This is a genomic window from Lentzea sp. (assembly GCF_035525475.1).
Classification (GTDB): Bacteria; Actinomycetota; Actinomycetes; order Mycobacteriales; family Pseudonocardiaceae; genus Lentzea.
The window spans coordinates 64,128-79,381 of the sequence record NZ_DATLEC010000034.1 but is presented as its reverse complement, the minus strand read 5'-3'; the positions used below and the strand labels follow the sequence as shown (position 1 = coordinate 79,381).

17 protein-coding genes and 1 tRNA gene are annotated in these 15,254 nt (G+C 70.2%); 5 read left to right on the top strand and 13 right to left on the bottom strand.

What is annotated here, in order from left to right; genetic code table 11:
• The first annotated feature begins 260 nt into the window (after positions 1–260).
• The gene (locus VM306_RS04940; RefSeq protein ID WP_325511329.1) at positions 261–893 is read left to right on the top strand and encodes a recombinase family protein; all 633 of its coding nucleotides are present in this window, start codon (positions 261–263) and stop codon (positions 891–893) included.
• Between the two features lie 400 nt (positions 894–1,293).
• Here VM306_RS04940 and VM306_RS04935 read toward each other — a convergent pair.
• From VM306_RS04935 to VM306_RS04915, 5 genes are all read right to left on the bottom strand, one after another.
• A tRNA-Ala gene (locus VM306_RS04935) sits at positions 1,294–1,369 on the bottom strand.
• Between the two features lie 58 nt (positions 1,370–1,427).
• Complete coding sequence (glpR, locus tag VM306_RS04930; protein ID WP_325511319.1) at positions 1,428–2,147, bottom strand: gephyrin-like molybdotransferase receptor GlpR; 720 nt, start codon at positions 2,145–2,147, stop codon at positions 1,428–1,430.
• A 155-nt stretch (positions 2,148–2,302) separates the two neighbouring features.
• A complete protein-coding gene (locus VM306_RS04925) occupies positions 2,303–2,956 on the bottom strand; it encodes a GNAT family protein (protein WP_325511317.1) in 654 nt (217 codons plus the stop codon).
• A gap of 13 nt (positions 2,957–2,969) precedes the next feature.
• The gene (gene glp / locus VM306_RS04920; protein WP_325511315.1) at positions 2,970–4,193 is read right to left on the bottom strand and encodes a gephyrin-like molybdotransferase Glp; all 1,224 of its coding nucleotides are present in this window, start codon (positions 4,191–4,193) and stop codon (positions 2,970–2,972) included.
• Positions 4,194–4,211: 18 nt separating this feature from the next.
• Positions 4,212–5,096, bottom strand: a complete 885-nt coding sequence (locus VM306_RS04915; RefSeq protein ID WP_325511313.1) for a UTP--glucose-1-phosphate uridylyltransferase — start codon at positions 5,094–5,096, stop codon at positions 4,212–4,214.
• A gap of 38 nt (positions 5,097–5,134) precedes the next feature.
• Here VM306_RS04915 and VM306_RS04910 point away from each other — a divergent pair, with 38 nt between their 5' ends.
• The 4 genes from VM306_RS04910 to mscL all read left to right on the top strand — a co-directional run bounded on the left by VM306_RS04910 (position 5,135) and on the right by mscL (position 7,174).
• Positions 5,135–5,701 carry a 5-formyltetrahydrofolate cyclo-ligase gene (locus VM306_RS04910; RefSeq protein ID WP_325511311.1) on the top strand — a complete coding sequence of 189 codons (567 nt, stop codon included), beginning with the start codon at positions 5,135–5,137 and terminating at the stop codon, positions 5,699–5,701.
• Positions 5,702–5,795: 94 nt separating this feature from the next.
• Positions 5,796–6,104: an FmdB family zinc ribbon protein gene (locus tag VM306_RS04905; RefSeq protein WP_325511309.1), complete on the top strand. Its 309-nt coding sequence runs from the start codon at positions 5,796–5,798 to the stop codon at positions 6,102–6,104.
• Positions 6,105–6,176: 72 nt separating this feature from the next.
• Positions 6,177–6,731: an SAF domain-containing protein gene (locus VM306_RS04900; RefSeq protein WP_325511307.1), complete on the top strand. Its 555-nt coding sequence runs from the start codon at positions 6,177–6,179 to the stop codon at positions 6,729–6,731.
• A complete protein-coding gene (gene mscL, locus VM306_RS04895; protein ID WP_325511305.1) occupies positions 6,731–7,174 on the top strand; it encodes a large-conductance mechanosensitive channel protein MscL in 444 nt (147 codons plus the stop codon). The genes VM306_RS04900 and mscL overlap by 1 nt, the downstream gene beginning before the upstream one ends.
• A gap of 155 nt (positions 7,175–7,329) precedes the next feature.
• Here the strand turns inward: mscL and VM306_RS04890 are convergent, their stop codons facing one another.
• The 8 genes from VM306_RS04890 to VM306_RS04855 form a co-directional block, all read right to left on the bottom strand.
• Positions 7,330–7,518, bottom strand: a complete 189-nt coding sequence (locus VM306_RS04890; protein WP_325511303.1) for a hypothetical protein — start codon at positions 7,516–7,518, stop codon at positions 7,330–7,332.
• Positions 7,505–8,005, bottom strand: a complete 501-nt coding sequence (locus tag VM306_RS04885) for a MogA/MoaB family molybdenum cofactor biosynthesis protein (protein ID WP_089909148.1) — start codon at positions 8,003–8,005, stop codon at positions 7,505–7,507. Before VM306_RS04885 ends, VM306_RS04890 begins: the two co-directional genes overlap by 14 nt.
• A gap of 4 nt (positions 8,006–8,009) precedes the next feature.
• Positions 8,010–8,870, bottom strand: coding sequence for a HAMP domain-containing sensor histidine kinase (locus VM306_RS04880; protein ID WP_325511327.1), 861 nt, complete (start codon positions 8,868–8,870; stop codon positions 8,010–8,012).
• Positions 8,871–8,893: 23 nt separating this feature from the next.
• A complete protein-coding gene (locus VM306_RS04875; protein ID WP_325511299.1) occupies positions 8,894–9,580 on the bottom strand; it encodes a response regulator transcription factor in 687 nt (228 codons plus the stop codon).
• A gap of 163 nt (positions 9,581–9,743) precedes the next feature.
• Positions 9,744–11,258, bottom strand: a complete 1,515-nt coding sequence (locus VM306_RS04870) for a S1C family serine protease (protein ID WP_325511297.1) — start codon at positions 11,256–11,258, stop codon at positions 9,744–9,746.
• 51 nt (positions 11,259–11,309) lie between these two features.
• Positions 11,310–12,398: a galactose-1-phosphate uridylyltransferase gene (gene galT / locus VM306_RS04865; protein WP_325511295.1), complete on the bottom strand. Its 1,089-nt coding sequence runs from the start codon at positions 12,396–12,398 to the stop codon at positions 11,310–11,312.
• Positions 12,395–13,192, bottom strand: a complete 798-nt coding sequence (locus tag VM306_RS04860) for a DeoR/GlpR family DNA-binding transcription regulator (protein ID WP_325511293.1) — start codon at positions 13,190–13,192, stop codon at positions 12,395–12,397. Before VM306_RS04860 ends, galT begins: the two co-directional genes overlap by 4 nt.
• A gap of 1 nt (position 13,193) precedes the next feature.
• Positions 13,194–15,176: a beta-galactosidase gene (locus VM306_RS04855; protein WP_325511291.1), complete on the bottom strand. Its 1,983-nt coding sequence runs from the start codon at positions 15,174–15,176 to the stop codon at positions 13,194–13,196.
• Between the last annotated feature and the right edge of the window lie 78 nt (positions 15,177–15,254).

Genomic DNA, 15,254 nt, shown 5'->3' with positions numbered 1-15,254 from the left:
GCGAAGTATTCCATTCCAACGATTCAGGGGGAACTTTCTCGATGGAAAACGCCATGCCGCAGCACCGGGGAGACGCCCGTGGGTAGACGATCCACGGTCGCCAAGGTCCGCAAGGCCGCGTCGCTGGAAGACCTCGACCTGGACACGGTGCGCGTGGGCGTCTACCTGCGGCGCAGCGCCGACGGCGAGAACCAGCCCTCACCATCGAGGCGCAGGACGTCCGGCAGGAAGCCTATGTCGCCTCGCAGCCGGGGTGAAAGATCGTCAAGAAGTTCACCGACGACGCCTCTGGCAAGGACACCAACCGGCCCGGCCTGCGCAAGGCGATGCACTGGGCCAAGTCCGGCCTGACCGACGTGCTGTCGGTGTACCGGGTGGACCGGTTCTCCCGGAACCTGCGCGACACGGTGACCCCACCCGGCTACGACAAGGACAAGGCGACCGAACACCTCTACGTCGACGAGGCCGAAGCCGCCGTCGTCCGGTTGATCTTCGACCTCTACACCAAGGACCGGCTCGGGTCGCAGTCCATCGCCCACGAACTGAACGAACGCGACTACCGCACGCGCAAGGGCGGGCTGTGGGCGTTCAAGCGCATCCTGACCATCCTGGAGAACCGCGTCTACGTCGGCGAAATCCACTTCCGGGGCGTCGTCGCCGTGGACGCGCATCCGGGGATCATCGACCCGGAGCAGTTCGAGGAAGCCCAGCGGATCATGGACGAGCGCGGCGACAACCACGCCAACAGTGCCGCCATCGGCTCCGACTACATCGGCTCCGACTACATCGCCACCGGCCGTCTGCCTGCCCGAAGTGCGGCACCGCGATTCTGGGTACCAGGGCCACCGGCAAGACCAAGACCTACCGCCACTACACGTGCAACAAGCGCCTGAAGTACGGCAAGGACGTCTGCGACATGGACCGCATCAACGCCGACGACGACAACGTCAAAGCCGGACTGCTCGAGCACCGGACGCAGCAACGCCAACTCCGCGAGCGGGAAGCCGATCTCCTCGAAGAGCTGGAGAACGAGCCCACCATGCCCGACGCGTCCACACTGGACGAAGTCCAGCAGCACATCACCGAAATCCTGCGCGGGGCAACCACAACCAGCGCAAGGCGATCGTGGAGAACTTCGTCGTCAAGATCAAGATCACCGGACCGGGCCGGATCGTGCCCATCTTCCGAGTGCCCAACCCACCGAAGCCGCACATGCCGAAGCCGCACATGCCGAAGGGGCGGAAACCGGCTTACCGGTTTCCGCCCCTGAAGGTGTTCGTACACCTTGGCCTTTGGTGGAGCTGAGGGGAATCGAACCCCTGACCTTCTCGATGCGAACGAGACGCGCTACCAACTGTGCTACAGCCCCTTGCCGTGTTACGAGAGAACTATAGCAGTCCGGAAAGGGGTGTTTCACCACCCCCTCCCTAAGCCCCCACCGCACCCCGATACCTCAGCGACTCCACCCCATCCAGCTCGACGAAGACCGGGTCCTCGTCGTCGGAGTCGACCGGGATCGTGCCCGGACGGACGTGGTGCTCGTAGCGCGGCAACGGCGGTAACGCCGGCGTCTCGTCGACGGCCACGACCTCGACCTGGGTGGTCTCGGCCTCCTCGACGGAGACGGACGGCGCGGCAGGGGTGTCCTGCTGCGGCTGCGGGCCCGTCGCACGGCGGCGGCGCACCTGCTGCAGGCGGGCGAGCCGGCGGGCGCGGATCTCCTCTTCGATCCGCACCTGGCGGCGCAGGTAGGTCAGGTAGCCCACGACAAGCAGGTCGAGCGCGGCGTGGCCGTACCAGAGCGGCGTGTAGAACACGCCCGCCGCGATCGCCGTCACCACGGCGGCGGCCAGCAGGAACGCGATCACCCTGCGGCGGAACGCGTACTTCGCCTGCGCCACCAGTGCGGCGGTCTCCGGGTCGTAGCCACCCCGGCCGCGCCGGAACGGGCGTTCGACGTACTCCTCCTCGTCGAAGAAGTCGTCGTCGATGTCGATGTCGTGGATGTCGTCGTACTCGGCGTCGGGCATGGCGTCGTACTCCTCCCCCACGCTGCGCGCACTCTCCTGGCGCTTGCGGGCCACCATGGGGACGAGGACCACCAGCCACGCCACGACCAGCGCAACGATGATCAGCGAACTCGGCATTCCCCGTTCACCTCCCCCGGCCCACGCGTGGTGCTGTCACCACGCTAGTCACAACAGTCACACCTGTCTCGGAGGCACGCCGAGCGCGGTGCGTACCAAAGTGTGGTGTATCACCCACTTTTGGGTGAAGTGATTACGGCATACGGAAGCAGATGTCAGGGAAGACGGGCCTCTCCGCGTGCGACCAAACGGCGGACTAGGCCATCCGGGACGTCTTCGGTCGTCAGCGCGAAGCAGAGGTGGTCACGCCACTGCCCTGCAACATCCAGATAACGCTTGAAAAGGCCTTCCTCGCGGAACCCGGACTTCGTGAGCACGCGGATCGAGGCGCCGTTCTCGGGGCGGACGGTGGCCTCGAGCCGGTGCAGACCGGCGTCGCGGAAGGCGTGGTCCGTGAGCAACGCCACTGCGGCCGTCGCGACGCCGCCGCCCGCCCGGTCGGCGGCCACCCAGTAGCCGATCCACGCCGACTGCAGCGAGCCGCGCACGATGTTGCCCACGGTGATCTGACCGGCGACCTCGCCGTTGACCATGATCATGAACGGCAGGGTGCTGCCGCGCCGGGCCATGGAGCGCAGCGACGACCACTGGGCGGGCCAGGACAGCGTCGCGTTGCGCTCGTCCCAGCCCTCCTGCGCCGTGGGCTCCCACTGCTCCAGGTACGCGCGGTCGCGGATCCGCAGCCGCGACCAGCGCGAGCCGTCGAAGAGCCGTGGCCCGCGCAGCGTGACGGTTCCCGCGCGCACCTCGACGGGCCCCAGCCGGACCGGCCAGCCGGGGTGGCGTCCCAGATCGGAGAAAGCGCTCATCCCCCGCCGCTCGTCAGCCTCGCTGGGCGAGGAAGCTGACGAGGACCTCGTCGCCGACCGAGACCTCGGTGACGTCCTCGTCGACCATGATCAGGCAGTTGGCCTCGGCCAGTGACGCGAGCAGGTGCGACCCGGACGTGCCGAGCGGTTGCACCAGGTACTCGCCGTTGTCCGCGTCGCGCAGCAGCTGGCCGCGCAGGAAGCCCCGGCGGCCCTTCGTCGACTGCACCGGTGACAACAGCCGCGCGGACACCGCGCGGCGGTACGGGTTCTTCTTGCCCAGCGCGGCCCTGATGAGGGGCCTGACCAGCACCTCGAACACGACCAGCGCGCTCATCGGGTTCGCGGGCAGCAGGAACGTCGGCACGGCGTCCGGACCGAGCCGGCCGAAGCCCTGCGCGGAGCCGGGGTGCATGGCGACCCGGCCGACGTCCATGTCGCCGAGCTCGGCCACGGCGGCCCTGACCTCGTCGCCGACCGTGCCGCCCACGCCACCGGCGATGACGACGATCTCCGACAGCAGCAGCCGTCCTTCGACGACCTCGCGCAGCCGGCGCGGGTCGGCCGACATGATGCCGACCCGGCTGACCTCGGCGCCCGCGTCGCGTGCGGCGGCTGCCAGCGCGTACGAGTTCACGTCGTAGACCTGGCCCTGACCGGGCGTGCGGTCGACGTCGACGAGCTCCTCGCCGAGCGAGATCACCGACACCCGCGGGCGCGGGTGGACGAGCACCTTGTTCCGCCCGACGGCGGCCAGCAACCCCACCTGGGCGGCGCCGATGGACGCGCCGCGGCGGACGGCGACGTCACCGGTCTGCACGTCCTCGCCGGTGCGGCGGACGAACCCGGCGGACGGCACGCTGCGGTTGACCGTCACCTTCGCCTGGTGGCCGTCGGTGTAGCCGAGCGGCACCACCGCGTCCGCCAGCGTCGGCAACGGCGCGCCCGTCGCGATCCGCACGGCCTGGCCCGGCTGGAGCCGGCGCGGCTGCCGGGAGCCCGCCGGGATCTCGCCCACGACCGGCAGCTGCACGGGGTTCGCGTTCGCGCCGGACACGTCGACGCTGCGCACCGCGTAGCCGTCCACGGCGGCCTGGTCGAAACCGGGCAGCGCGTGCTCCGCCACGACCTCTTCCGCGCAGAGCAGGCCCTGCGACTCCGAGATCGCCACCCGCACGGGTGCGGGCCGCACCGCGGCCGCGATCACCCGAGCGAGCTGCTCGTCCACTGACCTCATGTGTGTTGGTCCTCGCGCTCAGGAGTTGTCGAGGCGTTCCCGCAACCACTCGCGCAGGTCGGGTCCGTACTCAGGGGTCTCGAGTGCGAAGTCAACCGCAGCCCGCAGGAATCCGGCGGGATTGCCGAGGTCGTGTCGTCCGCCGCGGTGCACGACGACGTGCACGGGGTGACCCTCGTTGATCAGCAGCGCGATGGCGTCGGTGAGCTGCAGCTCGCCCCCGGCGCCCGGCGTGATGCGCTTCAGGGCGTCGAAGATCGCCCGGTCGAGGAGGTAGCGGCCGGCCGCGGCGAACGTCGACGGCGCGTCCTCCGGCTTGGGCTTCTCGACCATGCCGACGACCTGCTTGACGTCGTCGCTGCCGGTGTCGCGGACGTCGAACACGCCGTAGGCGGAGATCTGCTCGCGCGGGATGTCGAACGCCAGCAGGACGCTGCCGCCCTTCTCCTCGCGGACCTGGGCCATCTTCTTGAGCGCGCCGGTCGGCAGGATGATGTCGTCGGGCAGCAGCACCGCGACGGCCTCGTCCTCACCGGTCAGGTTGCCCTCGGCGCAGCCGACGGCGTGGCCGAGGCCCAGCGCCTGCTCCTGGAGCGCGGTCTCGGCCTTGATCAGCTTCGGGGCGCGCTGGATCTTCTCGACGAGGTCGGCCTTGCCGCGGGCGGCGAGGGTCTGCTCGAGCTCGGGGTTGGAGTCGAAGTAGTTCGCGACCGACGCCTTCTCCGGCGACGTCACGATGACCAGCTTCGTCGCCCCCGCCTCGGCCGCCTCCCTGGCCACGTACTCGATGGCCGGGGTGTCGACCAGCGGCAGCAACTCCTTCGGCACGGACTTGGTCGTGGGGAGGAAACGGGTGCCCAGACCTGCCGCGGGCACGATAGCGGTGTGGAAGGCGCTGCTCATGGGCTGCGATGCTAACGACATACCGAGGGATACCCACCATGACCTCCGATCTTCGCGACCGGAAGGCCGCTCTGCGTTCAGAGCTGCTGGCCGCCCGGCGCTCCCTGTCCCCCGAGGTTCGCTCCCTCGAGGCCGCCGCCCTGAGGGCGCACGTGGCCGCGCTGGACGTCCGGCCTGATCAGACCGTGTGCGCGTTCCTGCCGGTCGGATCGGAGCCGGGTGGCGCGTCGTGGCTCGACGGGCTGCGGTGCCGGGTGCTGCTGCCGGTCGTGACGGGCGACTCGCCGCTCGACTGGGCCGTCCACACCGGACCGGCGGGGCTCGCCCCCGCGGCGCTCGGGCTGCTGGAGCCGACCGGCCCGCGGCTCGGCGCCTCGGCGATCGGTGGAGCCTCCCTGGTGCTCGTGCCTGCGCTGGCGGTGTCGGTGGACGGGGTGCGGCTCGGGAAGGGCAAGGGGCACTACGACCGCTCGTTGCCGCTGGTCAAGGCCCCTCTGGTGGCGGTGGTGCGGGACGAGGAGGTGCTGTCCTCGGTGCCGGCCGAGCCTCACGACGTGCGGATGAACGGTGTCCTGACCCCCTCGATCGGCCTGCGGTGGCTGTGACTTTGAGCCGGTGTGTTTGCGCTCGGGGAAGGATCTGAGCGAAAATCGTGTTGGCACTCACAACAGTCGAGTGCCAGATCTAGGAGCGAACCCAGTGCCTACGTACCAGTACGCCTGCACCGCGTGTGAGCACCGGTTCGAGGCTGTGCAGTCCTTCAGCGACGCCTCCCTCACCGAGTGCCCGGAGTGCTCGGGCAAGCTGCGCAAGCTCTTCGGCGCCGTCGGCGTCGTGTTCAAGGGCAGCGGCTTCTACCGGACCGACAGCCGCTCCGGCGCGGCGAAGAGCACGCCGTCGCCTTCCGCGACCCCGGCGTCCACGTCTTCGTCGTCCTCCTCGGACTCGAAGTCCTCGACGTCCTCGACCTCGACTTCGACGAGCACCCCGGCGGCCGCGGCGTCCTGAAGATCGCGAGTTGTCCACAACTTGCGTCCGAACCCGGATTGACGTGCCCTCGACGGCCCTACCGTCGGGGGCATGGCTCTTTCCACCACGCTGCCCGACCGAGTCCGCTCCCTGGTGCGCCGCCGGCCTTCCGCCGTGTGGCGCCGCTTGCTGGCCTCGGCCCTGGCGTTACTGGCCGCGGTGACGGCCTTCTGGCCGGACGTGGGTCACCCGGCCGTGGTGGCGGCCCGCGACCTGCCACCGGGCGTCCCGCTGTCCGGCTCCGATCTCCGGCTGGTGTCGTTCGAGACGCCGGTGTCCGGATCGTTCTCCGGCGTGTCCGCCCTGGTGGGCCGGACCCTGACCGACGCGGCGCGAGCAGGCGTCCCGCTGACGGACCTGGATCTCGCCTCAGCCGGCTCCGACTCGGCGTCGGTGGCCGTCGAGGTGGCTGACCAGGGCCTGGCCGACGTCGTGCGGGTGGGCGGCCGCGTCGACGTGGTGGCCTCGACCGGCGAGGTGCTGGCCGAGAACGCGGCGGTGCGGGAGAGACGCGGCCGGGTCGTCGTCCTCACGTTGCCGAGACCGGACGCGAACCGGGTCGCCGCGATGTCACTGGACCACGCATTAGCCGTTACCCTCCGCTGATGCTGAAGGGATTCAAGGACTTCCTGATGCGCGGGAACGTCGTCGACCTGGCTGTCGCCGTGGTCATCGGCACCGCGTTCACCGCGATCGTCACCGCATTCACCACGAGCCTCATCAAGCCGCTCATCTCGTCTCTGGGCAGCACCGAGACCAAGGGCCTCGGCATCCAACTGCGCGAAGGCAAGGAGGACACGTACCTCGACTTCAGCAACGTCATCAACGCGACGATCAACTTCATGATCGTGGCGGCCGTCGTCTACTTCGTCCTGGTGCTGCCGATCAAGAAGATCCAGGAGCGCCGCAAGAGGGGCGAGGAGGCCGGCCCGGCCGAGCCGACGAACGTCGAGCTGCTCATCGAGATCCGTGACCTGCTGGCGGCCCAGCAGGGCCAGCAGACGACGGTCGTCCAGCCCATGACGGACGTGCGAGCCCCGAAGGTCTGACCCCTCCCGGCTGCCGCCCGGCAACGGGAGGCAGCCGGGTCCAAGCCCGTGCGTGGGATTCGGATCGGGGTGAGGCCACGGGGTCATCCGATCTCGCTCCGGACGACAGCGCGCCGCACGCCTTCGACGGCACGCGCGACAACCGCCACGCGTGCTCAGCCGCCGTGGTGCGGCGGCCGGTTCTCGCGGTACCAGGACTCGCGGTCGTCGGACCCGGCCCCGCCACCGCGCTCGTCCGACGTCGTCTCCGGGAGCACGTCGCCGAACACCTCGGCCAACCGGCGACGACGCGCGACCGCGTCCTCGCCGGCCGGCTCCGGCTGGGGTGGGTCACTCTTCGTCAAGACCGCTCAGCTGCTCGATCACGTAGGGCACCAACGCCGAGAGGGTCGCCATGCCGTCGCGGACCGCGGAGCGCGAGCCCGCGAGGTTCACGACGAGCGTGCTGCCGGAGACGCCGGCGAGGCCGCGCGAGATGCCCGCGTCGACCGCGCCCGCGGCGAGACCGGAGGCGCGGAGTGCCTCGGCGATGCCGTGGATCGGACGGTCGAGCACGCCCTGTGTCGCGTCCGGGGTGACGTCGCGCGGGGACACGCCTGTGCCGCCCACGGTGACCACCAGGTCGACGCCACCGATGACGGCCGTGTTGAGGGCGGCCCGGATGTCGACCACCTCACCCTCGACCGCGACGGTGCCGTCGACGATGAAGCCCACTTCCTCGAGGAGTTCGGTGACGAGGGGACCGGAGTTGTCGTCCTGCTCGCCGTGCGCCACCCGGTCGTCCACGATCACGACCAAAGCGCGGCCAAGGCGCTGCGCGCTGCGTTCCATGCGATCACCGTAGCGGGAGTCGGACTTCGAAGCGGCAGCCAGGACCGTGGTTGTGGGCGGCAATTCTCCCGTGGTGGGCGTCGACCAGCCCTCGCGCGATGGAAAGTCCCAGCCCGGCACCGGACGGATTGCGCGCGGACGAGCCGCGGAATCCCACGTCGAACACGTGGGGCAGCACGTCATCGGGTATGCCGCCGCACGCGTCGTCCACTCGCACCACCGCTTCGGCTCCGTCCACATCGACCTGGACGGCGACGGAGCCGCCCTCCGGTGTGTGGCGGATGGCGTTGGACACAAGGTTGCGCACGACACGCATCAGTTCCGGATCCGAGCCCCGCACGACCGGCCACTCACGAGCGTCCGCGCGCAGCCCGACACCCTCCCTGGCGGCGATCGGGCGGGATGCGGCGACGACGTCGCTCACGACGTCGGCCAGCCGGACGTCGTGCAGCGTCAGGTTCAACGCGCCCGCCGTGATCCGCGAGAGCTGGAAGAGGTCGTCCACCAGCTTCGACAGGTGGTCGGCCTCCAGGGCGATCTGCTTGGCGTAGACGGCGACCTCGCCCGGTTCGGAGACGACGCCGTCCTCCAGCGCCTCGGTCATCGCCCGGATGCCGGCCAGCGGCGTGCGCAGGTCGTGGCTGATCCACGCCACCAGCTGCCGCCTGGCCGCCTCCGCCTCGCGCTCCCACATGGTGCGCCGGGCGATCGCGCGGCCCAGCAGGATCGAGAACGGCACGGTGATCAGGCCGACCAGCGCGCACGCCATGAGCGTGGCGTTGAGCATCGGCGTGAACATGAACCCGCTGACCATCAGCACGCCGGCGATGGTCGCCACCACCGGCACGATGACCATGACGGTCATCGCGGTGGTCAGGGAGACGCGGCTCAGTCGGTCGAACACCGGTCATACCTGTATCCGACGCCCCACACCGTGCTCAGCCTGCGCGGCTTCGCGGGGTCGCGCTCGATCTTCTCGCGCAACCGTCGCACGTGGACGGTCACGGTCGACTGGTCGCCGAACTGCCAGCCCCACACCCGTTCCAGCAGCTCGGCCCGGCCGAACGCCTTGCCGGCGTTGCCGATGAAGAACGCCAGCAGGTCGAACTCGCGGGTGGTGAGCTGCAACGGCATGCCGTCCAGCGTCGCGGTGTGCGCGGCCACGTCCAGCACGAGGTTGCCGTCGCGCACCACTCGCGGCTCGTAGGCCCGATGAGCCCGCCGCAGCACCGACGAGACGCGCAACGCGAGCTCGCGCGGGCTGAAGGGCTTCGTGACGTAGTCGTCCGCCCCGATCTGCAACCCGGCGATGCGGTCTTCCTCCTCGCCCAGCGCCGTCAGCATCACCACGGGCGTGCTGCCGCGCTCCCGGATCCGCCGGCAGACCTCCAGGCCGTCGATGCCGGGCAGCATCAGGTCCAGCACCACGATGTCCGGCTCGTGCGCCGAGACCGACCGCAGGGCCTGCTCCCCGTCACCGGCGAGCTCCACCTCGTACCCGGCGTGCTCGAGGTAGCGACGCACCACGTCGCGCACCGTCGTGTCGTCGTCGACGACCAGAACCCTTTCCGCCACGCCACCACGCTAAGCCACGAACGCCGATGAGACCGCGTCTGTCACAAGCACGTAAGAAGGGCCGTACCTGTGCGCGGGGCAGGTGCCCACAGGTACGGCCCCTCAGGGGTCGTCACGCCGGGTTCTGGCGGGCGGCGGATGCCAGAACCCGGCGTCCCCCGACCTACCCCACCTCGACACCGTCGAGGGTGGCTTCCACGGTCCGGTTGTCGGACAGCGTGATCGTGACCTTGTCGCCGGGAGCCTTCGACCGGACGGCGGCGACCAGCGTGTCCGACTCGTCGATGCGGCGGTCGCCGAACTTGGTGATCACGTCACCGGCCTTGAGCCCCGCCTTCTCGGCGGCGCCACCGGCGGTGATCTCCGAGATCTTGGCGCCCTGCTCGGTCGACTCGACCTTCACGCCCAGCACGGTCTGCTTGGGCTTGCCGGTCTTCACGATCTCGTCGATCGTGCGGCGCGCCTGGTCCATCGGGATCGAGAACCCGATGCCCACGGAACCGGCCTGGCCGTTGGCCGAGCTGGGGCTGTAGATCGCCGAGTTGATGCCGACGACCTGGCCCTGCATGTTCACGAGCGGCCCGCCGGAGTTGCCGGGGTTGATGGCCGCGTCGGTCTGGATGGCGTTGAGGACGGTCGCCTGCGAGTTGCGGTTGTCGCTGCCGGCGGAGACCGGGCGGTTCAGCGAGCTGACGATGCCCGAGGTGACGGTGCCCGACAGCTCGAACGGCGAGCCGATCGCGACGACGCCCTGGCCGATCTTGAGGTCACCGGAGTTGCCGAGCTGCACGACCGGCGCGCCGGAGATCCCGTCGGCCTGGATGACGGCGATGTCGGAGCTGGGGTCGCGGCCGAGGATCTTCGCGGACGCGGTCCTGCCGTCCTGGAAGACGACCTTGATGTCGCCTCCGGTCGCCGCACCCTCGATGACGTGGTTGTTCGTCACGATCTGGCCGTTGCTGGAGATGACGAAGCCGGAGCCCTCGCCGGCGCCGGTCCGCGTCACGACCTGGATCTGGACGACGGACGGCAGCAGCCTGTTCGCCACGTCCTCGACGGAGCCCGCCGGGGCGTTGCCGGTCTGGGACGCGGCGCGCGGCGCGTCGAGCGAGCTCACGGCCGACGAGTCGTTGGCGAAGTTGTAGCCCAGGTAGCCGCCGAGGCCACCGGAGAGCCCGCCCACGAGCAGCACGAGGGCCGCGACGCCCGCCACGACCTTGCCCCGGCCCTTGGGACGCGGGGGAACGGACGGCTGGTAGCCGGGCGGGAGGTAGTACTGACCCGTCGGCTGGGGCCCCGTGTGCGGTCCGGCGAACGGACCGGAGGGCTGCTCCGCGCCGAACTGCGCGGTGGTGGCGCCGAGACCGAGCGGGTGAGGTTGGCCGGACCCTGGCGGAGGGAACTGCCGGCCGGGTCCGGACCCGCCGAGCTGCGCCTGGCCCGCGTCAGGTGAGGGCACCTGCGGCTGGGCCGGAGTGAAGGAGGCCGGCGGATCGCCGAGGCCGGCAGGGGCGTGGTGTGCCCCAGCCTGGCCGGATCCCCCCTGCGAAGGATCCGGCCGGCCGGAGTCCGGCGACGGCGGGCCCTGCTCCCGCGCGCCGGAGTCTGTCTGACCGGCGCTCGTCGGCACGGAGTGGGGCTCTTCCGGCTGCTGCGCTGGCTGGTTGCTCTCGGTCATGCCCATAGTCTCGGGTGTCGTCCTGAGAGAAGCCTTAAACCAGCCTGGGAGCTACTTGTGTGTTCCCCGGAGGCGCTCGGCGATCTGCTCGGGCGTCACGTCGTTGATCCACACGGCCTCGCCGGACTCGGAGCCCGCGAGGTACTTCAGCTTGTCCTTCGTCCTCAGCACCGAGAAGACCTGCAGGTGCAGCCACATCTCCTCGCGGCCCGCGTTCACCGGCGCCTGGTGCCAGGCCGCGATGTAGGGCAGCGGGCGGTCGTACAGGGCGTCCAGGCGGCGCAGGACCCGCAGGTACGCCGCACTGAAGTCGTCGCGCTCCACAGAGGACAGAGCGGCGAGGTCCGGCACCTGGCGGCGCGGCGCCAGCACGACCTCGACGGGCCAGCGCGCGGCGGCGGGCACGAACGCCACCCAGTGCTCCGACTCCTCCACCACACGCGCGCCCGCGCGCAGCTCGGCCTCCAGCACGTCACCGAACAGCGGACGGCCGTGCTCCGCGTGGTAGTCCAGCGCGGCCGAGAGCATCCGCTCGGTCCGGGGCGTCACGAACGGGTAGGCGTAGATCTGGCCGTGCGGGTGCGAGAGCGTCACGCCGATCTCTTCACCGCGGTTCTCGAACGGGAAGACCTGCTCGACGCCCGGCAACGTCGACAGGAAGGCGACGCGGTCGGCCCAGGCGTCCACGACGGTCCGCACGCGCGACTCGGACAGCTCGCCGAACGACTTGGTGTGGTCGGAGGTGAAACACACGACCTCGCAGCGCCCCCGGCCGGGCGCGCGCACGAACAGCTCCTCACCATCCACAGTGGACGGCACGTCGGGCACGTTCTGCGCCAGCGACGGGAACCGGTTCTCGAACACGACGACGTCGTAGTCGGATTCGGGGATCTCGGTGGGCCGGCCCGGCGTCGACGGGCACAGCGGGCACAGGTCCGCCGGCGGCTTGTAGGTGCGCGTCTGGCGGTGAGCCGCCATCGCCACCCACTCGCGGGTCAACGGGTCCAGCCGCACTTCGGACATCGGCTGCGTCGCGGGGAGGTCCCGCGTGTCCACCGCCACTCGCGGTGGCGCCTCAGCGCTGTCGTCGAAGTAGATGATCTCCCGGCCGTCCGCCAGCTTTCCCGCGGTACGCCTCACGCCAACTCCTCGCCACTTCCTGGTACATGAGCCAACACCAACTCGCCGACCTGCTCGGTGAGGGTCGCCCGTGCGTCGTCCGGCAAACCTTCGTCCGTCACCAGGACGTGCGCCTCGTCGAGGTCGGCGATCGTGGAGATGCCCACGGTTCCCCACTTCGTGTGATCCGCGACCACGACCACGCGGCCGGCGGCGTCCACGAGCGCGCGGTCCGTCTCGCTCTCGTTGAGGTTCGGGGTGGTGAAGCCGGAGCGCTCGGCCATGCCGTGCACGCCCAGGAACACCACGTCCAGGTGTAACGACCGCAACGCCTGCACGGCGACGGGGCCGACCAGCGCGTCGGACGGCGTGCGCACGCCACCGGTCAGCACGACCGTGCGGTCGGTGCGCCCGCTCTGCTGCAGCACGTCGGCGACGCGGATCGAGTTCGTCACGACGGTCAGGTCGGGGATGTCGTCGAGGAAGCGGGCCAACGTCCACGTCGTGGTGCCCGCGGACAGGCCGATGGCGGTGCCGGGGCGCACGAGGCCCGCGGCCTGCGCGGCGATCGCTTCCTTCTCGGGCAGCTGCCGGACCGACTTGGCCTCGAAACCGGGCTCGTCGGTCGAGCGCCCGACGACGGACGTCGCACCGCCGTAGACCTTCTCCACCAGCCCGCGCGAGGCGAGCACGTCGAGGTCGCGGCGCACGGTCATGTCCGAGACGCCGAGCCGGACCACCAGGTCGCTCACGCGCACAGCGCCGGTCCGGCGGACCTCCTCGATGATGACCGCTTGCCGCTGACGTGCCAGCACCTCACACCTCTTCCCTGAGGACGACGACGTCCCCGGCGCGCACGGTGAGGCGTCCGGAGACCTGCGTGCCGGACAACACGTCGACCCCGGATGCTTCCACCTGCGCGTCGGTGTCGGTGTGGTTGACGGCGAAGAGCCACGATACGTCGCCCCTGCGCCTGACGAGCTCGATCCCGGAGCGTGATACCGCAACGCCCGCACCGGAAAGCGCGTTTTCAACCGTTCGGCCGAGACCGTCCTCGTCGAGGTCGCACGCGACGTACCACGCGACGCCGTTGCCGAAGGTGTTGCGCGTGACGGCGGGTACGCCCGGCAACGGCCCATCGGCGTAGGAGGCGACGACGTCGGCGCTGCGCACGTGGAGGTGCTCCGTCCACAACGACGCGGTCGACCCGTCGGTCAGCGTGACGCTTTCGCCTTGCCGCAGCGGGAAGAACTCCTCCGACCACACGCCCAGCACGTCGCGGAACGCGCCCGGGTAGCCGCCCAGCCGCACCCGCGTGTACTGGTCCGCGACCCCCGACAGGTAGGTGACGACGACATGTCCGCCGCCCGCCACGTAGTCCGCGATCACGGCGGCGTGCGCGTCGGACACCGCGTAGAACGCCGGCACGACGACCACCGAGTACGCCGAGAGGTTCGTGCCCGGCGCGACGAAGTCGACCGTGACACCGGCCTGCCACAGCGCCTTGTAGTACCCGAGGACGTGCCGGTAGTAGTCGAAGTCCGCCGTCGGGTGCGCGTCCTGCCGCAGCGCCCAGTTCGACTGGAAGTCGTAGAGGACCGCGACCGAGGCGTCCACAGTGGAGCCGACGACGTCGCGGAGCTTCGCGTACTCGGCGCCGACCTCGCAGACCTCGCGGTACACCTTGGTGTCCGTGCCGGCGTGGGGCACCATCGCCGAGTGGTAGCGCTCGCTGCCCCCGCGCGACTGCCGCCACTGGAAGAACAACGTGCCGTCCGCGCCGCGGGCGATGTTCTGGTACGAGTGCCGCCGCATCTCCCCCGGCAGCTTGGCGATGTTGCGCCGCTGCCAGTTCACCGCGGACGTCGAGTTCTCCATCAGCAGCCACGGCTTGCCGCCGGCGAGACCGCGCACGAGGTCCGCGGACATCGCGAGCTCGACGTGCCGGTCGGGTGACTCGGCCTCGGTGTAGTGGTCGTTGGAGACGAAGTCGACCTCGCGCGCCCACTTCCAGTAGTCGAGGTCGCCGAAGGTCCAGTTGACCATGAAGTTCGTGGTGACCGGCACCTCCGGCGTGATCATCCGCAGCACGTCGCGCTCGGCCTTGTACAGCTCGAGGATCGCGTCGTCGGTGAACCGGTCGTAGTCGAGCACGTGCGCCGGGTTCGAGAACGTCGGCGTGACGCGCGGAGGCAGGACCTGCGCGAAGTCGGTGTAGCCCTGGCTCCAGAACGCCGTGGACCACGCGTCGTTGAGCTGGTCGAGCGTGTAGCGGCTCGACAGCCACTCGCGGAACGAGGCGGCGCACGTGTCGCAGTAGCACCGCTTCACGTGGCACGCGTACTCGTTGCCGACGTGCCACGCGGCCAGCGCGGGGTGGTCCTTGTAGTGCGCGGCCATCTCACCCGCGAGCGCCGTCGCGCGGTCGCGGTAGATGGGCGACGACGGGCAGTAGGCCTGCCGTGAGCCGTGCGAGAGCCGCACGCCGTCCGCGCGGACGGGCAGCATCTCGGGGTACTCGGCCGTGAGCCACGGCGGGGGCGCGGCGGTCGCGGTCGCGAGGTCGACGCGGATGCCGCCGGCGTACAGCAGGTCCATCACGCGGTCGAGCCAGTCGAAGCGGTACTCGCCCTTGCTGACCTCGATCCGCCCCCAGGAGAAGATCCCGAGGCTGACGATGGTCACGCCCGCCCGCCGCATGAGCTGGACGTCCTCGGCCCAGACGTGTTCGGGCCACTGCTCGGGGTTGTAGTCGGCCCCCCAGCCGAGGCCGGGCAGGTCGATGGGCCAAGTCGTCACGGCCGCAAGGGTGACCGACAACAACCCTCAACGTCAACACAAGCAAACACAACTTCACGTTGAGGTCTGTGTGCCGGT

What these genes read in the sequence shown, in the direction of transcription:
- glpR (WP_325511319.1), bottom strand. Translation starts at nt 2,147, where the DNA reads ATGCCGAGTTCGCTGATCATCGTTGCGCTGGTCGTGGCGTGGCTGGTG.
- VM306_RS04925 (WP_325511317.1), bottom strand. Translation starts at nt 2,956, where the DNA reads ATGAGCGCTTTCTCCGATCTGGGACGCCACCCCGGCTGGCCGGTCCGG.
- glp (WP_325511315.1), bottom strand. Translation starts at nt 4,193, where the DNA reads ATGAGGTCAGTGGACGAGCAGCTCGCTCGGGTGATCGCGGCCGCGGTG.
- VM306_RS04915 (WP_325511313.1), bottom strand. Translation starts at nt 5,096, where the DNA reads ATGAGCAGCGCCTTCCACACCGCTATCGTGCCCGCGGCAGGTCTGGGC.
- VM306_RS04910 (WP_325511311.1), top strand. Translation starts at nt 5,135, where the DNA reads ATGACCTCCGATCTTCGCGACCGGAAGGCCGCTCTGCGTTCAGAGCTG.
- VM306_RS04900 (WP_325511307.1), top strand. Translation starts at nt 6,177, where the DNA reads ATGGCTCTTTCCACCACGCTGCCCGACCGAGTCCGCTCCCTGGTGCGC.
- mscL (WP_325511305.1), top strand. Translation starts at nt 6,731, where the DNA reads ATGCTGAAGGGATTCAAGGACTTCCTGATGCGCGGGAACGTCGTCGAC.
- VM306_RS04885 (WP_089909148.1), bottom strand. Translation starts at nt 8,005, where the DNA reads ATGGAACGCAGCGCGCAGCGCCTTGGCCGCGCTTTGGTCGTGATCGTG.
- VM306_RS04880 (WP_325511327.1), bottom strand. Translation starts at nt 8,870, where the DNA reads ATGACCGTCATGGTCATCGTGCCGGTGGTGGCGACCATCGCCGGCGTG.
- VM306_RS04870 (WP_325511297.1), bottom strand. Translation starts at nt 11,258, where the DNA reads ATGACCGAGAGCAACCAGCCAGCGCAGCAGCCGGAAGAGCCCCACTCC.